The organism is Roseospira marina (genome assembly GCF_014197855.1).
Classification (GTDB): Bacteria; Pseudomonadota; Alphaproteobacteria; order Rhodospirillales; family Rhodospirillaceae; genus Rhodospira; species Rhodospira marina.
The window spans coordinates 1-17,440 of sequence record NZ_JACIGJ010000024.1; the positions used below are offsets into that span (position 1 = coordinate 1).

13 protein-coding genes, 1 tRNA gene and 1 pseudogene are annotated in these 17,440 nt (G+C 68.9%); 5 read left to right on the forward strand and 10 right to left on the reverse strand.

Annotated elements, in window-relative coordinates:
- Positions 1–182: 182 nt before the first annotated feature.
- From GGD82_RS18870 to GGD82_RS18885, 4 genes are all read right to left on the reverse strand, one after another.
- Positions 183–806, reverse strand: coding sequence for a hypothetical protein (locus tag GGD82_RS18870; RefSeq protein WP_170284456.1), 624 nt, complete (start codon positions 804–806; stop codon positions 183–185).
- Positions 807–1,128: 322 nt separating this feature from the next.
- Positions 1,129–1,743 carry a 30S ribosomal protein S4 gene (gene rpsD / locus GGD82_RS18875; protein WP_150063874.1) on the reverse strand — a complete coding sequence of 205 codons (615 nt, stop codon included), beginning with the start codon at positions 1,741–1,743 and terminating at the stop codon, positions 1,129–1,131.
- A gap of 300 nt (positions 1,744–2,043) precedes the next feature.
- A complete protein-coding gene (locus tag GGD82_RS18880; RefSeq protein WP_211364846.1) occupies positions 2,044–2,661 on the reverse strand; it encodes a glutathione S-transferase N-terminal domain-containing protein in 618 nt (205 codons plus the stop codon).
- Positions 2,662–2,664: 3 nt separating this feature from the next.
- Positions 2,665–3,867: a YbfB/YjiJ family MFS transporter gene (locus tag GGD82_RS18885; protein WP_150063875.1), complete on the reverse strand. Its 1,203-nt coding sequence runs from the start codon at positions 3,865–3,867 to the stop codon at positions 2,665–2,667.
- Positions 3,868–4,020: 153 nt separating this feature from the next.
- Here GGD82_RS18885 and GGD82_RS18890 point away from each other — a divergent pair, with 153 nt between their 5' ends.
- The gene (locus GGD82_RS18890; protein WP_150063876.1) at positions 4,021–4,911 is read left to right on the forward strand and encodes a LysR family transcriptional regulator; all 891 of its coding nucleotides are present in this window, start codon (positions 4,021–4,023) and stop codon (positions 4,909–4,911) included.
- 6 nt (positions 4,912–4,917) lie between these two features.
- Here the strand turns inward: GGD82_RS18890 and GGD82_RS18895 are convergent, their stop codons facing one another.
- The 5 genes and pseudogenes from GGD82_RS18895 to GGD82_RS18910 form a co-directional block, all read right to left on the reverse strand.
- Positions 4,918–5,682 (reverse strand): competence/damage-inducible protein A, encoded by a 765-nt coding sequence (locus tag GGD82_RS18895; protein ID WP_150063877.1) that lies wholly within the window; start codon positions 5,680–5,682, stop codon positions 4,918–4,920.
- A gap of 108 nt (positions 5,683–5,790) precedes the next feature.
- Positions 5,791–6,231, reverse strand: coding sequence for a (deoxy)nucleoside triphosphate pyrophosphohydrolase (locus tag GGD82_RS21700; RefSeq protein ID WP_246164004.1), 441 nt, complete (start codon positions 6,229–6,231; stop codon positions 5,791–5,793).
- Positions 6,232–6,315: 84 nt separating this feature from the next.
- Positions 6,316–6,831, reverse strand: a pseudogene (locus tag GGD82_RS21705) (GNAT family N-acetyltransferase); the annotation flags it as partial.
- Entirely contained in the window at positions 6,794–8,026 is a 1,233-nt protein-coding gene (gene argJ / locus GGD82_RS18905; protein WP_150063879.1) for a bifunctional glutamate N-acetyltransferase/amino-acid acetyltransferase ArgJ, read from the reverse strand. The gene argJ and the pseudogene GGD82_RS21705, both read right to left, overlap by 38 nt.
- A 13-nt stretch (positions 8,027–8,039) precedes the next feature.
- Complete coding sequence (locus tag GGD82_RS18910) at positions 8,040–8,897, reverse strand: peptidylprolyl isomerase (protein ID WP_246164003.1); 858 nt, start codon at positions 8,895–8,897, stop codon at positions 8,040–8,042.
- Positions 8,898–9,199: 302 nt separating this feature from the next.
- Between GGD82_RS18910 and secA the strand changes: the two genes are divergently transcribed.
- The 4 genes from secA to GGD82_RS18930 all read left to right on the forward strand — a co-directional run bounded on the left by secA (position 9,200) and on the right by GGD82_RS18930 (position 13,521).
- On the forward strand, positions 9,200–11,938 hold the full coding sequence (gene secA / locus GGD82_RS18915) for a preprotein translocase subunit SecA (protein ID WP_150063880.1): 2,739 nt from the start codon (positions 9,200–9,202) through the stop codon (positions 11,936–11,938).
- 212 nt (positions 11,939–12,150) lie between these two features.
- Complete coding sequence (locus GGD82_RS18920) at positions 12,151–12,363, forward strand: hypothetical protein (protein WP_150063881.1); 213 nt, start codon at positions 12,151–12,153, stop codon at positions 12,361–12,363.
- Positions 12,364–12,779: 416 nt separating this feature from the next.
- Positions 12,780–13,328 carry an NUDIX hydrolase gene (locus GGD82_RS18925; protein ID WP_150063908.1) on the forward strand — a complete coding sequence of 183 codons (549 nt, stop codon included), beginning with the start codon at positions 12,780–12,782 and terminating at the stop codon, positions 13,326–13,328.
- Positions 13,329–13,437: 109 nt separating this feature from the next.
- A tRNA-Leu gene (locus tag GGD82_RS18930) sits at positions 13,438–13,521 on the forward strand.
- Between the two features lie 246 nt (positions 13,522–13,767).
- Here the strand turns inward: GGD82_RS18930 and GGD82_RS18935 are convergent.
- Positions 13,768–17,412 (reverse strand): chemotaxis protein CheB, encoded by a 3,645-nt coding sequence (locus GGD82_RS18935; protein ID WP_150063882.1) that lies wholly within the window; start codon positions 17,410–17,412, stop codon positions 13,768–13,770.
- Positions 17,413–17,440 lie beyond the last annotated feature (28 nt).

A 17,440-nucleotide genomic window follows, 5' to 3' on the forward strand; every position in this document is an offset into this window, starting at 1 on the left:
CGATCCAGACCCGGGTCCAGGCGGTGATCAGAGGCAAAAAGTGTTACCTATGTCATCGGTCCAAAACGTTACCAATGTTTCCGGTTGCTCAGGGGCCCGGCGCGCGGGTGCGGGTCTCGGCTTCAACCCCACCCCGACCCTCCCCTCTCCAGGGGAGGGAACCAAGAGTTACCGCAGCGCGCTCAAGGCTTCGGCTTGGGCGCGCCCTTGCCCCGCTTCTTGCCGCCATTCTTGGACGGCTTCGTGCCCGCCGGCTGCGAAGCCGTCGGCTTTACGGGCGCCGGCTGCGTCGTGGCCGGTTTCGCGGGCGCCGGCTGAGTTGCGCCCGGCTTCGCGGGCGCGGGCGCCGGCTGGGCCACCGGGCCGGCCTCGGGCGCCGGCATCGGCTGCGCCTTCGGGGCGGGCGCGGCGGGCTTGGGCGTCGGAGCCGGCTGAGCCTGCGGTTTGGCCTGGACCGCCGAGGCCGGCTGGGGTTTCGCAGCCGGGGCCGGCTGGGGTTTGGGCGCCGGAGCCACCTGAGCCTGGGGCTGAGCGGCCGGTGTGGGCGCAGCCTTCGAGGGCTCGGCTTTCGGCGCGGGCGCCGGAGTCGCGGCCTTCGGTTCCGGGGCCGGTACCGGCGCGGGCTGGGCCGCCGGGGTGGGGGCCGGAGCGGGGGCCGTCGGCGGCGCATCGGGCGCGGCCTCCGCCGCTCCGGCCTGGGCGGCCTGGGCGGCCTGGCTGGCCTGGATCTCCTTCAGGAGCGCGCGCTGGCGGACGCTGACCAGAACCAGCAATCCGACGATCAAGAGAACTTCGACGACAAACATGGGGCCCCCGGCGACGATATAGAGTGGTAAAACAGAGCGGTCACCGCGCTTATCGGGTGCCTTCGTCCGGACCGAAGGCGCCGTCCCGTACCGTCTGGGTCGGGCGACCGGTCCGCCAATCTTGCCGTTTGGCGCCACAGGTCAAGAGAAAATCCAGCCCCCGCGCGGCCACCCCACGGCCCCCACGAAAAACGCGCACCCCGTGGCCCGGAGCGCGCGTTGCGGAGGCGGAGATCTCTCCGCCCGAACCCTCGAAGGGGAGCCGGAATCCGCGACCGCGCCGCCCCCGCATGGGGTCGGCACGATCCCGGCCGGCTCCGGATCAGCGGGAGTAGTACTCAATCACGAGGTTCGGTTCCATCTGGACCGGGTAGGGCACGTCGGCCAGCTTCGGCGCGCGCAGGAACGTCCCCGTGGTGCCCTTGGCGTCCATCTGGATGTATTCCGGCACGTCGCGCTCGGGCGAGCCGAGGGCTTCCAGCACCAGCGGCAGCTCGCGGGACTTCTCCTTGACCTCGATCACGTCGCCTTCGCGCACGTTGTAGGACGGGATCGTCACCGTGCGGCCGTTGACCTTGATGTGGCCGTGGTTGATGAACTGGCGCGCCGCGAACACGGTCGGCACGACCTTCATGCGGTAGACCACGGCAACCAGCCGGTGCTCCAGCAGGCTGATGAGGTTCTCGGAGGTGTCGCCCTTGCGGCGGGTGGCTTCCTCGTAAATCTTGCGGAACTGCTTCTCGGAGATATCGCCGTAGTAGCCCTTCAGCTTCTGCTTGGCCATCAGCTGCACACCGAAGTCCGAGGGCTTGCGGCGGCGCTGGCCATGCTGGCCGGGGCCGTACTCACGGCGGTTGACCGGGCTCTTGGGGCGGCCCCAGAGGTTCACGCCCAGGCGGCGGTCGATCTTGTACTTGGCGGAATGACGCTTGCTCATCGGTCAAGACACCTTCATCGAGGTTGTTGTCAGGCGGCCGCCCTGGTTTTTATCGGCGGCCTTTTGGTGTCCCGGCACCCCGAGGGTCGGGGTGCGATCCGATGCGCGGAACGCACAGGATCGGGCGACGCGGGCCAGGGCGCAGACGCGCCGGCCACTCCCGAGAGAGTCCGCCTGTCCGGGAAGGAAGAGGGGTGTCTACGCCACCCGCCGCGCCGGGTCAAGGCTCGCGGCGAGGGGCTGGCGACGAGGGGCTCGCGGCGAGGGGCTGGCGACGAGGGGTTAGCGCTACCGCCGCCGTCACGCGAACCGGGTCCGGCGGAAGCTGTCGCGCCCGATCACGCTCTCATGCCACGCGGCCAGGGCGGGGTGGGTCGCGGGCCAGGCGATCTCCGGCAGGCGGAACGCGACGTAGTCCAACGCGACGGCGGTCACAAGAAGGCCGATGGTCAGGGTGCCCCCGCCCCCCTGGGAGGGTGTGGGGGCGAGTCGGTCTAAGTCCAGGGCATGCAGGCTGCGGTCAATCGCCCGCGCGCGACGGCGCCCAAGCGTGGTTCCGTCGGCCTCCGGTCCGCCCTGCTTGCGCGCGATGACGGTGTGGAACGCGGCCTCCATCAGGCCGTATCCCACCCCCGCAAGGCTCAGCACCGCCGCGCTCCCGGCGGTCGGAAACAGCGTGGGTCCCGCGCCCAGCGTGTCGAGGTGGCGGGCGATCAGCAGGGATTCGGTCAGCGGTGTTCCGGCCTCCGTCACCAGAACCGGCACCCGGCCGATCGGGTTGACGGCCAGCAGGGCCGGGTCGTCCGCCCAGGGGTCCACCCAGGTCAGGGCCAGGGTGTCACCGAACCCCTTCTCCAGCGCCGCGATCCGCGCGACCCGGGCATAGGGCGAGGTTGCATTGAGGAAAAGCTGCATCATCGGTCAGGACCTCCGGCCGGATGGGGCGCCCGCCATCGCCCGGCCGCCCAGGGTGGGGCTGAGCGCGACGAGCCCGAAACCCACCACGAGAACGGCGCCGCCGATGGCGAACAGCGGCGCAAACGTCCCCAGGTGGTCGTACACGCCCGTCATCCCATAGCCGGCCAGCGCCTGGGCGACGGCGAAAACCACGGTGGCCTGCCCCCACAGCCGTTTGTGGGCGTGCGGCCCGACCAGTTCCGCCAAACGGCCGGACGTCAGGGCGACGATGCCCGGGACCATGGCCCCCACCAGCAGCGACGACAGCGACCGGGGCAGCACCGCCAGCGACAGCAACGGAGCCGCCACGGCCAGGGCCTTGATGAGGTAGGCGAGGCAGAGGCTGCGATGCCAGCCCAGGTGACGGACGGCGACGCTGGCCGCGAGCGGCCCCAGGATGGCACCGACGCCGAACAGGGCCCATTGCAGCGACGCGGCCGGCCCGCCGAGTCCGGCCTCGCGGGCAAGGTAATCGACCCAGAACACGGTGTGCGGCACGAATCCGACTGCATCCAGGGCATAGGCGGCGACGACCAGCGCGACGATCGTGGAAACCCCGCCACCGGGGGCCCGGGCGGGCGCGTCGACGGGCGCCGGCCGCGCCGGCAGCCGGTCCAGGGCGCGGTCGCAAGCCACCCCGGCCAGGGCACACACCCCGCCCAGCACCAGCCAAGCCGCCGTGGGTCCGCTCGCCAGCAGCAGCAGTGGCACCAGGGTGGCCGAGACCAACGCCCCCAGCCCGATGCCCGTGAACACCAGGGCACCGACCGCCTTGCGGCGCTCCGGTGGCGGCGTCGTCAGGGCCAGCGACGGGCCGACGACCATCAGGATGGCGCCGGCCACCCCCGACACGACCCGCCAGACCAGGAACCAGGCGAACGGCCCCGGCACGGCGCACAGCACGAAACTGAGCACGATCCCCACGAAGCACAGCCCGACCAGACGACGCGGCGCCAGCCGCTCCGACAGAGCATGCCCGGACACGGCGCCGACCAGATAGCCCAGCAGGTTGGCGGCCCCCAGATAGGCCGCCGCCGAGGGCCCAAACCACCCCGCGTCGATGATCGCGGGCAGCAGGGCGCTGTAGGCGAACCGGGCCATGCCGATCCCGGCCAGTGTGGACAGCAGCCCGGTCAACAGGGCGGGAGCGTCGGCTCGGATTGGCATGCGGGTCCCTTCCTCCCTGTGCGACGGCTCCCGGTGGGCCGCGGTCGCGTGGAGGCCACAGGGTACGGGGACACGACTCGCAATCGAACTGATTTGTCGTGATCGCGCCGATCACTTATAATGATCGGGCGAACCGAAGACGGGAGACAGTCCGTGCACTTGCAGTCCTTGCGCTTGCTGCTGGCGGTCGACGACACCGGCAGCTTCTCGGCGGCGGCGACGCGGCTCAACACGGTGCAGTCCAACGTCACGGCGCACATCAAGAAGCTCGAAGCGGAGCTTGGGGTCCGGCTGGTCGACCGAAAGGGCACGGTGCGCCTGACGTCGGCGGGCCGGGCGCTGGCGGACGACGCCGAGCGCCTATTGACGATCCACGACGCGGCCGTGGCCCGGTTCCGGGGCCGGCCGGCGGACAGCGGGCGCCTGCGGATCGGGGCGATGGAAACGACCCTCGCGCTCCGCCTGCCGCCCGTTCTGGCCGCGTTTCATGCCGCGCATCCCGGAGTGGATATCGCTTTGCAGACCGGACCGACAGCGGATCTGGTCGCCGATCTGCTGGAGGGGCGGCTCGACGGCGCCTTCATCTGCGACGCCGTACCGGGCGCCGCCCTCTATCAGGTGCCGGCCTTCCGGGAGACCCTGGTGCTGGTGTCCCGCGATCGCCTGACCGCGCTGCCCCCGGCACACCAGCTTCTGACGACGGCCTTTCTCGTGTTTCGCCAGGGGTGCGGCTATCGCCACCGCACCGAGCGGCTGTTGGCGTCTCTCGGCGTTACGGCGGTGCGGATGTTCGAGTTCGGCACCCTGGACGGCATCCTCGGCTGCGTCGCCGCCGGCATGGGCTATGCGGTCCTGCCCCGCGCGGTGGTGGAGGCCCACCGCCTCCGGTTCGATATCCAGACCCTGCCCCTGCCGCCGGACATCGGCGTGGTGGATACCCTGTTCGCGGCCCCTGAGCCGGGCACATGGTCCCCCGCCCTGACCGCCTTCGCGGGCGCGCTGGACCAGGGCACTCTCGCGCCGGACACGGCCGTCGCGTCCTGACGTCCGCTACCGAACCCCATCCAGGATCGTGGCGTCCAGGCCCAGATCGTCGAACATCGCGCACAAGTCGGTCAGCACGGCCTCCAGCACCGCCGGATCGGTGCCGCGTGCCACCAGGGTCGTCCCGACCAGCCCGCCCTGCGCCCAGGGATAGCTGCCCAGATCCACCGCGGGCCACCGCGTCTGGATCGCCGCCAGGGGCCCCGCAATCTCGCCTTCGCGGGCCGCCGCGCTGACCGCACGCGACAGGATCGGCGGCCCGCCGGTCAAATCCGGGGCCACGCTTTCGACCATCGCCTGCATGATCTTCGGCACGCCAGCCAGCACGAACACGTTGGCGATCCGGAAGCCCGGCGCGGCGCTGACCGGGTTGTCGATCAGGGAGGCGCCCTCCGGCACCTCGGCCATCTTCAGGCGGGCCTCGGTCAGATCCTCGCCGTAGTGCGCGCGCAGGCGGCGCACGGCCTCGGGATGGCGCACCACCGGCACGTCAAAGGCCGCCGCGATGCTGGCCGCCGTTATGTCGTCGTGGGTGGGGCCGATGCCGCCCGTCGTGAAGACGTAGGTGAACCGCGCCCGCAGGGCCAGCACGGCCGCGATGATGTCGGACTCGACGTCCGGGACGACCCGGATTTCTCGCAACAGAATCCCCAGCGCGCCGAGCCGCTGGGCCAGATACGGCCCGTTGGTGTCCTGGGTCCGGCCCGACAGAATTTCGTTACCGATCAGAACCAGGGCGGCGGTGGACGGAGCGCATTCCTCGTCGGCCATAACGGTATCCCGTGGCTAAGCCTCGGGTCCGGAGCACCCCGCCGCGCCCTCGACCCCCGAGTCAGAGTGGTGAACACGGGCCGCCCCTCGGCCCGACGGCCGCGACAATCAGCCCAACAGGTCCTGAAGCGCCGGGATCAGCGGGGGATCGGCCGCCGGCATAGGGTAGTCCCGCAGCCGCGCCGCGCGCACCCAGGCGATCTCCTGCCCCTCGCGCGGGGTCACGCGCCCCGTCCAGGTACGCAGCACGAACAGCGGCATCAGCAGATGAAACGACTCGTAAGCATGCGAGGCGAAGGTCAACGGCGCAAGGCAGGACGTGCGGGTGTCGATGCCGAGCTCTTCCTCCAGCTCGCGCACCAGGGCGCGCTCCGGCGTCTCGCCGTCCTGCACCTTGCCGCCGGGAAACTCCCACAGACCGGCCATGGGCTTGCCCTCCGGCCGGCGGGTCAACAGCACGCGGCCATCGGCGTCCACCAGGGCCGCCGCCACCACGAGCAGGAGGCGCGCCCGGGCGGCGCGGTCGGACTCCCAGGCAGCCCGATCCATGGAGCGGCGCGCAAGGTCCCACGTTTCGTTGCGCGCCACCGCGCGCACCCGCATCCGACGACCGTCTGGACGGATGCCCAGCGCGTCCTGGACCCGCTGGGAGGCCGTGTTCTCGGGGTGCGCGCTGGCGAAGACCTCTGTCACGCCGATGGTCTCGAAGGCCAGCCGCAGCATAGCGCGCCCGGCCTCCTCGGCCAGCCCGCGCCCCCGGAATGCCTCGCCCAGCCAGAACCCGAGTTCGGCCGCGGGCCACGTCTGCTTCCAGTCCACGCTGACGGCGCCCATGACAGTGCCACCCGTCCGGTCGGTCAGCAGCAGGGCGAGGCCCTCGCCCCGGGCCCGCAGCCCTGCCTCCAGGCAGATCCAGTCGCGGGCGTCCGCCTCGGTATAGGGATGCGGAATGCGCGCCGTGAAGCGTGCCACCGACCAGGCGCCGGCCAGCGCCGCCACGGCCGCGACGTCGTCCGGACGCGGCGGGCGCAACACCAGCCGGTCGGTGACCAGCGGGAGGGCGGCGCCGCAGCCCCCCTCCTCCGCCAGCCGTCCGGCGATAGCGCCGGCCTCAGCTTCGGTAATCGGCATTGATGTCGATGTACCCATGCGTCAGATCGCAGGTCCACACGGTCGCCGATCCGCGCCCGATTCCGACGTCCACCGCAATGTCGATCTCCCGGCCCTGCATGTGCGCGGCCACGGGGGCCTCGTCGTAGTCGGGCACGGCCAGACCGCCCTCGCAGACCGGAATGCCGCCGATGCGGATGGCCATGCGGTCGCGGTCGGCCTTCTCCCCGGCCTTGCCGACGGCCATGACGATACGGCCCCAGTTGGCGTCTGCACCGGCGATGGCCGTCTTGACCAGGGGCGAATTCCCGATGGCAAGACCGATCCGCCGCGCCGCCCGCTTACTGGCGGCGCCGGTCACATGGATGGCGACGAAGCGGCTGGCGCCCTCGCCATCCTTGACGACCTGATGGGCCAGGCTGAGCAGCAGGGCATTCAGATCCCGCTTGAACCGGCGCAGGGCCGGATCGCGGGCGTCGGTGACGGGCGGGTTGCCGGCCTTGCCGGTGGCGAACAGCAGCAGCGTGTCCGAGGTCGAGGTGTCCCCATCCACCGTGATGCTGTTGAACGAGGCATCCGCGGCCGGCGTCAGCAGCGCCTGAAGCACCGCCGCCGGCAGCGCGGCGTCGGTGGCGACATAGGCCAGCATGGTCGCCATGTCGGGCGCGATCATGCCAGACCCCTTCGCCATGCCCGACAGCGTGACGGGCACATCGCCGATCCGGCTGCGTACCGTCGCGGTCTTGGGGAAGGTGTCGGTGGTCATGATGGCCCGGGCCGCCTCCATCCAGGCGTCCTCCCGCGCCACCGCCGCCATCTCCGGCAGCGGTTCGGTGATGCGCGCGTCCGGCAGGAACTCCCCGATGGTACCGGTGGCGGAGACGAACACCGCCTCCGGCGCGCAGTCGGCTACGGCGGCGGCCGCACGGGCGATGTTCTCCACCGACGAAACGCCGCGCATCCCGGTGAACGCGTTGGCGTTGCCGGAATTGACGACGAGCGCCCGCGCAGTTCCCTGCGTGAGTCCCGCCGCGCACCACTCGACCGGGGCCGAGCGGGTCTTGGATCGGGTCAGCACCCCGGCCACCGTGGTCCCGGGGTCGAACAGCGCCAGCAGCACATCCGTGCGGTCCTTATAGCGGACCCCGCAGGCGCGGGTGGCGAGTCGCACACCCGCCACGGGGGCGGGTGTGACGATGGTCTCCGGGGCCAGGGGCGAAACCGGCGTATCCATGCGCGGCGTGCCCCTACTCGGTTTTCGGAACAATTTCGTCCAGCGGCGTGGTCTCGATCTCGGCACCGTCCCGCAGGTCTTCGACCAGAGCGGCGATGCGATCCTGGGCGATCTCCGTGGTCAGCTCGTTCCGGACGTCGTCCAGGCTCGGGGGCTCGGACATGCGGCGGTCGGTCACCTTAATGATGTGCCAGCCGAACTGCGTCTGCACCGGCTCCTTGGTATAGGCGCCGGCCTCAAGGTCGAAGGCCGCCTTGGCGAACGGTTCGACCATCTGGCCGTCGCGCTGGAAGTAACCCAGATCGCCGCCGTTCGGCGCCGACGGGCCGGTGGACTCGGCCTTGGCCAGTTCCGCGAAATCGGCGCCGTCCTCAAGCTGCGCGATCAGGTCGCGGGCCTTCTCCTCGGACTCCACCAGGATGTGGGAGGCCTTCACCTCTTCCTGCGGCGGGTTGGCGGCCTTGTACTCCTCGTACTTCGCCTCCAGCGCCTCGTCGGTGGCGGCGTCCTCGACCACATGGGTCAGATAGACGCTGCGGATAATCTCGTCGCGCACCGCGTTCAGGCGCTCGGCCACCTCCGGGTTATCCCCGAACCCTTCGGCCTTGGCCTTGTCCGCGATCAACTGGCCCTCGACCAGATGATTGACCAGCGAGTCATACAGCATCGCCAGCGGCACCTGACCGAGCTGCGGATCACGGGACCGCACGGCCTGCACCTCGGCGAGGGTAATTTCATGGCCGTTGACGACGGCCACCACCGTGCTGGGATCAAGGCTTGGCTGCTGCGCCAGCGCAGAGCCGGTGCCGGCGGCAGCGGCCAGCGTCAGGCCCGCGGCGAAGGCCAGGGCACGGGAAGCGGAACGAACCATGTCGCGGTATCCTTGATGACGTCGAAAAGAAAAAAGGGTCGGCAAACGTGCCGAACGCAATGGGCGGAACCCTGACCGCTCCGGGGACGCGCGTCAACCGTCCGCACCCGGTGCGTTTTGAAGGGTGACCTTGGTTAGAGCGCCACTTTGACCGTTTTAGGGCGGCACCGGGGCGTCGTTGACAGCCTTGGCAGCGCTCTCTATCTCTTGCCGGTCGCGCGGCCCCGGGGTCACGCGAAGCGCGGTCGCGCGCCCGCACGGCCCCAATCCGCCCCGTCCGCCCCCGTTTCCGAGGATCCTCCATGATCGGCGCCATTGCCCGCAAGCTGTTCGGTACCGCCAACGACCGCTACATCAAGGGGCTGCAAAAGGCCGTCGACGCCATCAACGCCCTGGAGCCGGAGCTGACCGCCCTGTCGGACGACGACCTGCGCTCCCGCACCGTGTGGTTCCGGAACCGGCTGGCCAAGGGGGAAACGCTCGACGACCTTCTGGTGGACGCCTTCGCGACGGTGCGCGAGGGGGCCCGCCGCACCCTCGGCCAGCGGCACTACGACGTTCAGCTGATGGGCGGCATGGTCTTGCACCAGGGCAAGATCGCCGAGATGAAGACGGGTGAAGGCAAGACGCTGGTCTCGACCCTCGCCGTCTACCTCAACGCGCTGGAGGGCAAGGGCGTCCACGTCGTGACCGTGAACGACTATCTGGCCCAGCGCGACGCCGGCTGGATGGGCCAGGTTCATGAGTTCCTCGGCCTGACGGTCGGCTGCATCACGCACGCCCTGACCGACGCCGAGCGCCGCGCGGCCTATGCCTGCGACATCACCTACGGCACCAACAACGAACTCGGCTTCGACTACCTGCGCGACAACATGAAGCTCCGGCTGGAGGATATGGTCCAGCGCGGGTTCCGCTTCGCCATCGTCGACGAGGTCGACAGCATCCTGATCGACGAGGCGCGCACGCCGCTCATCATCTCCGGCATGGCCGAAGGCAGCACGGACCTGTACGGCAAGGTCGACGCGCTGATCCCCAAGCTGACCGAAGAGCACTATGAAAAGGACGAAAAGCAGCGCTCCGTCACCCTGACCGAAGAGGGCACGGAATACGCCGAGCAGCTTCTCATCCAAGCCGGGCTGATCGAGTCCGGCACTCTCTACGACCTCGCCAACGTCTCGCTGGTGCACCATCTGAACCAGGCCCTGCGCGCCCACAAGCTGTTCGAGCGCGACGTCCACTACATGGTCAAGGACGGCAAGATCGTCATCATCGACGAGTTCACCGGCCGCGCCATGGAGGGCCGCCGCTACTCCGAGGGGCAGCATCAGGCGTTGGAGGCCAAGGAGGGCGTGAAGGTCCAGAACGAGAACCAGACGCTGGCCTCGATCACCTTCCAGAACTACTTCCGTCTCTACCCCAAGCTCGCCGGCATGACCGGCACCGCCATGACCGAGGCCGGCGAGTTCGCCGAGATCTACAAGCTGGAGGTCGTGGACCTGCCGACCAACCGGCCGATGCAGCGCGACGACCGCGACGATCAGGTGTTCCGCACCGCGCGCGAGAAGTACGACGCCATCATCGACCTGATCGAGGACTGCCAAAAGCGCGGTCAGCCGGTGCTGGTCGGCACGGTATCGATCGAGAAGTCCGAGTTCATCGCCCAGACCCTGCGCAAGGCCAAAAAGATCAAGCCGAACGTGTTGAACGCCCGCCATCACGAGCAGGAGGCGTTCATCATCGCCGAGGCGGGCGTGCCCGGCTCCGTCACCATCGCCACCAACATGGCCGGGCGCGGCACCGACATTCAGCTCGGCGGCAACCTGGAAATGCGCATCGCGCACGAGGTCTCGGCCGACCTGGAGGGCGAGGCGCGCGAGCAGCGCATCCGCGAGATCCAGAACGAGGTCGGCGCCCGCAAGGCGCAGGCGCTGGAAGCCGGCGGCCTGTTCGTGATCGGCACCGAACGCCACGAAAGCCGGCGCATCGACAACCAGCTGCGCGGTCGCGCCGGCCGTCAGGGCGACCCGGGCGCGTCCCAGTTCTTCCTGTCGCTGGAAGACGACCTGATGCGCATCTTCGGCACCAACCGCATGGACGGCATGCTGCGCCGCCTGGGCCTGGAGGAAGGGGAGGCCATCGTCCACCCCTGGATCAACAAGGCCCTGGAGAAGGCGCAGCAGAAGGTCGAGGCGCGCAACTTCGAGATCCGGAAAAACCTGCTGCGCTTCGACGACGTCATGAACGATCAGCGCAAGGTGATCTATGAGCAGCGCCGCGACCTGATGAACGCGGGCGACGTGCGCGAGACGGTCGTGGACATGCGCCGCGAGGTCGTCGAGGGGCTGGTGCCCCGGCATATGCCGCCGAAGGCCATGCCCGACGAATGGGACATGGCCGGCCTGCACGATGAGTGCGTGCGCCTGCTGGCGCTCGACCTGCCGTGCGAGGACTGGGGGCGTGAGGAAGGCATCGCCGAGGCGGAAATCGAGGAGCGCATCCTTCAGGCCGCCGAGCAACTGCACGCCCAGAAGGCCGCCCAGTTCGGCGCCGACACCCTCCGTCAGGTGGAGAAGAGCCTGCTGCTCCAGATTCTCGACCAGACCTGGAAGGAGCATCTTCTGCAGCTCGACCACCTGCGCCAGGGCATCTCGCTGCGCGCCTACGGCCAGCGCGACCCGCTGAACGAATACAAGCAGGAAGCGTTCGAACTGTTCCAGGCCATGCTCGATACGCTGCGGGAACGGGTGACGCAGTTCCTGTCGCACATTCAGATCCGCGAGACCCCGTCCCAGGAGGACCTGACGCCGCGCAGTCCCGCCCAGATGCAGGCGCGCCACGAGGCGCCGGAGCCGCAGGTCGGGGCGGGCGCACCCCAGGGCGAGGGCTTGCAGCCGACCTTCCGCATGGTCGAGACGGCGCGCGTCGACCCGGAGTCGCGCGATCCCGCCGATCCGGCGACCTGGGGTAAGGTGGGCCGCAACGAATTGTGCCCCTGCGGGTCGGGCAAGAAGTTCAAGCACTGCCACGGCACCGCAGCCTAACGCCGCACCGACGGACCGGCGGGAGACGAGAGATCGGGGTCCGGAGACTCACCGGATGTGGAAGGGCCCCCGGCCCCTGCGCGGCCGCTGTATCGCCCGCACGCGGCCCGGCCTGTGTTGTGGCGGGACGCCGAATTTGATAGGGTGTCCCTTGATGTGGGCGTGGGTTGATCGGTGACCCGCGCCAAACCCCGGAGACGGGAGCGTGCGTGATGAATGTGAGCACCCTTGCCGGCGGCACCATGCTGTCCCAGGCCGTGAGTCTGTTGCACACCCAGACCTCCATGCTGAAAATGAGCGCGGAAGCCGATCAGGCCGTGGCCGGCCTGCTTCAGTCGTCGGGTGGACAGGCGCAAAACCCCTCGCAGGCCGTGACCCCGGCCGCCGGTTCCGGCAAAGGAACGCAGGTGGATATCACCGCCTGAGCGCGGTCCGTCCCCTAGCCGGCCCCCTCGCCCCAGCCTGGGGGAGGTGTCCGGCCATGACGGGACCGGGCCGCCACGGGAGATCCCCGCATGGCTGAAACACCCGGCGTTGCCGGCTCCCCCCCACCGCCGCTCCCCGCGCGCGGCGAAGCGGTTCGTCTGTCCGTTCCCGGCGTCGATGATCGCGGGACGCGGGGTCCTCGTGCCGAAGCCAGAACATCCGACCTCCAGACGTCGGAGGAGCGGCGTCCGCCCCACATCATCCGGTTCCAGGGCCGGGAACTGGACCCCGACGCACCGCGTGGGACATACTTGGACATTACCGTGTAGTCTCGCCCAGCTGCGGGGCGACGGCCCCGCAATCCGGAGAGGGCGGACGGGCCTTGAGCGTCGATCGCATTCACAAGACCTACTTCATGCCGGTCCCCGGCGGCGCCCGGGGCGCGGGCCCCACCGTCGCCATGGTGCCCGATGGCGATGATCGCGAGCGGCTGGTCTGCACCGATTGCGGCTATGTCCGCTACGACAACCCGAAGATCATCGTCGGCGCCGTGTGCACCTGGGAGGACCGGTACCTTCTGGTCCGGCGCGCCATTCCGCCACGCGAAGGCCATTGGTGCCTGCCCTCGGGCTTCATGGAACTGGGCGAAAGCACGGAAGCCGGCGCCACGCGCGAGGTGTGGGAAGAGGCCTGCGCCCGGGTGGCGGTGACGGATCTCCTGGCCCTGTACAACCTGGCGCACATCAGTCAGGTGCATTTGATCTACCGCGCCCGCATGCTGACGCCGGATTGCGCGCCCGGCCCGGAAAGTCAGGAGGTTACGCTGGTCGCCTGGGACGAACTGCCCTGGAACGACCTCGCCTATCCCAACGTCGCCTGGGCGTTACGCCAGCACCGCGCCATGCGGGGCCGCGCCAACTTCGCACCGCTGGGCGTTCCGGACGACGACGATCCGTTAACCTGACGCGCCCGAAACGGCTGGCCTTCCAAAGGCTGACACCGGGTCCAGATGCGCCCTTGTGTTGTTGCGCGCGCCCCTCTATTTTACGGCCGCTCCGCTGGGAGGGGTTTTAGCGGGCGTGGCGGAAGTGGTAGACGCTGGCGACTTAAAATCGCTTGGTATATCCGTGCCGGTTCGAGTCCGGCCGCCCGCACCACCGGACCGAGCGCCACACCATCAGACATCTCGGATAGAACACTCCACCCGGCGCGCCGGTCCCAGCCGCGGGTGAGCCGATCGTTCAAAACCGGCACCACATCGCGGTCCTATTACTGAACGTGACTCGGCTCTAACCCCATGACTGGAGAGCCGTGTCACGTGCCGGAACGGCATCCGACGGCGATTCCGTTCTGGCGCACTTCCGTTCTGGCGCAATCTGGTCCACGGGATCCCCTGCGCGCGATCAAGCGCGGGCGTCCTGCGGCGGCCCGGGAAACTCCATCACCACCGCAAGACCGCCACCGTCCGCTTCGTCCAGACGCACCGTGCCACCGTGAAGGCTGAGAATGCGGTGCACGAGCGATAGGCCGAGTCCCACCCCCTCCACCTCGGAATCCCCGGACTCCCCGCGATAGAACGGCTCGAACGCCTTTGCGCGGGCCTCCTCCGCCATGCCAGGCCCCTGGTCGATGACGGCGATGCACACCCCCCCGATGGCGTCGCTCCACCGCGCGCGAACCCGAACGGCGCCATCCGCCGGCCCGTACTTGAACGCATTGTCCAGCACGTTGATCAGCACCTGCTTCAAACGGATCGGATCGGCCCACACGGCGATAGCCTCGGGCTCCAGCTCGTATTCAACGACGGTCCGGTCGGCGCGGCTCTGGGCGCGGGCTGTTCGAACAGCCTCCGCGACGGCCGCCTGGACCGGGATCCGCGTCGGCGCCATCTCCAGGTGCCCCGCCTCGATCCGGGCCATGTCCAGGATGTCGTTCACCAGATCGCGCAAATGCCCGGCGGCGCGCAGAACCATCCGCAGGGCCTCGGCCTGCGGCGCCGCCAGCGTCCCGTACACATCGTCCAGCAACGCGTCCGTGAACCCAAGCACGGCATTCAGAGGCGTGCGCAGGTCATGGCTGAGGTTGGCCAAGAACCGCGTTTTGGCGTCGTTCGCGGCGGTTGCGGTCGCGATTGCCACCTCCTTGTCCGCGATAAGCCGGCGTTCCGTCGTGATGTCGCGGAAGATGGCCACCGCCGCCACCACCACGCCGTCGTCGTCGAACACCGGTGCGGCGCTTATGGCGATATCGTAGTGACGGTCGTCCGCCCGGACCAGCCGCGCGGTCTCGGCCAGCGCCTTTCGACTGTTCAAGGCGCGCAGGAGAATCCAGTCCTCCGGCTTCACCGCCGCGCCGTCGTCACGGTACGCTTGGCCCCAGAACCGCGGGCCGTCCAACACCCGGGCGCCTTCCGGATCCCCGGTGGCCAAGCGCCGTGCCGCATCGTTGACCAAGACCATGCGCCCGTCGGCGCCCGCGATGACGATGCCTTCGGTCGCCTGCTGCATCACCGAACTGAACAGGGTGCGTTGGCGCGCGGTCTCGCGCTGAATCCGCGTTTCCTCGGTGATATCGATCAGGCTGACCACAACCCCGTCAATGCGGTCATCCGAAGTGCGGTAGGGGTTGATGCGCTCGCTGAACCACCGGTCATCCTCGCTTTCGAACACATGCGAGGTCGGGCGCAGGCTGCGCGTGACGGAAAGGATGCGTTCATGGAGCCCCTCGTCCATCGCGCTCAGGCGCAACTCCGACACCGGACGCCCGAGGTCCGACGACCGGAGCTTGAACAGCGTGGCCGCCTGCGGGGTGAAGCGGTTGATGATGCCGTTCTTGTTGACGAAGACCACCGCAATGTCCGTGGCTTCGAACAGATTCGTCAGATCGTTGTTGGCCTGCTCCAGCTCCGAGACCTTTTCCTGGAGCTGAGCGTTGACGGTGGTCAGCTCCTCGTTCAGCGACTGAAGCTCTTCCTTCGAGGTTTCCAGCTCCTCGTTGGTGGACTGGAACTCCTCGTTCATGGACATGACCTCCTCGTTGGAGGCCTTGAGCTCTTCGTTGGATGTCTCCAGTTCTTCGATCGTCGACTGAAGATCCTCACGAGTGGACGTCAGCTCCTGTTCGAGCTGGCGCACCATCCAGGACGTTTCCGCGTCGTTGTCCTGTTCCAGGACGTCCGTCTCTTCCGACTGGAACGCGATCAGAAACAGCGTTTCCAGTTGTGACTCCACCGTGGCCACGGCGAGGCGCACGGCGAGGCGCTGGCCCCGCGGATCGCGCACCGACACGGACTCGCTGACAACACGCGGCGGCTTCTTCGGGTCGCCGTTCTCGCGAACGGTCCGCATAAGGCTGCGCAGGCGTGTTTTGACCCCGGGCCGGAGCATGTCCATCAGGCTCCGCGTCGGTTCCCCCGGCGGCTGGGTCAGAAACGGGGTCGTATCGCCGTGGTAGTACCGCACCTGGTGCGCCGCATCGATCAGGACGCACGGCGGCGAGACGTGCTCCAGGATGGCGCGGTGCGCGATCTCCCGGATCGACATGGTGTTCGACCGCGTGGGAGCGGACCCGGCCTGATGGGCGATGGGGCTGGGCGGTGGCGGCGACAGCACGGGAATGGCGGACTGCCCCGTGCGGCGGAACAGACGGTGCTTTTTCGAGACCACCGAGAACAGGTCATCCGCGCGCCCGACACTCTCCGACGACCCGAGCAGCAGGAACCCGCCCTCGCGCAGCGCGAACGAAAATACGCCCATGACGCGAGCCTGAACCTCGTTTTTAAGATAAATCAGTAAGTTGCGGCAGCTCAACAGATCGATCCGCGAGAACGGGGGATCCGTCAGCAGGTTCTGCTCGGCGAACACCACCATGTCCCGCAGGGCCTTGCCGACCACATAGGTCCCGTCCTGCTGCACGAAATACCGATTCAGCCAGTGCTCGGGCAGATCAGCCGCGATGCCCTCCGCATACACGCCCTCGCGCGCCACGCGCAGGGCCTGCGTGTCCACATCGGTCGCGAAGATCTGCACCGGCCGCTGACGCATTGTCTTGTCCATGGTGTCCTGGACCAGCATCGCCAGCGTGTAGGCTTCCTCGCCGGTCGCACAGCCAGGCACCCAGATGCGCAGCGGGTCCTCCGGCCCGTCGCCGATCAACTCGGGCAACGCCATTCCGCGCAGCGCCTCGAACACCTCCGGATCGCGGAAGAAGCTGGTCACACTGATCAGCAGGTCCCGCGACAGGGCCTTGCGCTCGCCCGGATCGTTGCGCAGCATCGTCAGGTACTCGTCCGCATCCTCGATCCGGACCATGCTCATCCGCCGCTCGATGCGGCGGACCACCGTGCTGGTCTTGTAGAATCGGAAGTCCATGCCGCTCTGGTGCGCGAGCACGGAGACCAGCCGATTGAAGGCGTTCTGACTGGGCGCGGCCTCCTCGCTGGAGGCCCGCTCGCGCACGCGGCGCTCGAACGCCAGCAGGGTCGCGGGCATGTCGGCGATGTCGAGGGCGTTGTCCACCACGCCGGTGCGGATCGCGCTGGTGGGCATGCCGTCGTAGTCGGCGGTCGCCGGCGCCTGAACCAGACAGAGGCCGCCGCGCTCCTTGATCTCGCGCAGGCCCAGCGAGCCGTCCGTGCCGGTGCCCGACAGGACGATGGCCGCCGCATCCTCCGACCGTTCCTCCGCCAGCGACCGGAAAAACGTGTCGATGGCCATGCGCTCGCCGCGCCGCTCGCGCGGCTGGATCAGGCGCAGGGCGCCATCCTTGAGGATGACATGCTCACCCGGCGGAATCATGTAGACGTGATCGCGCTCCGGCACCATGCCGTCGCCGATTTCACGCACCGTCATGGTCGTGCGCCGCGACAGCAGGTCCGTCATCATGCTGGGGTGTTCAGGATCGAGATGCTGGATGAACACGAAGGTCATGCCCGTATCCGGGGGCAAGACCTCCAGCAGGGTCTGGAACGCCTTCAACCCACCCGCTGAAGCCCCGACGCCCACCAGCAGGGGCATCGGGGCTTTCGGGTCTGCTGCGGTGTTATCCATGCGGGTCCGTCGGGAACGATGCCGCCCT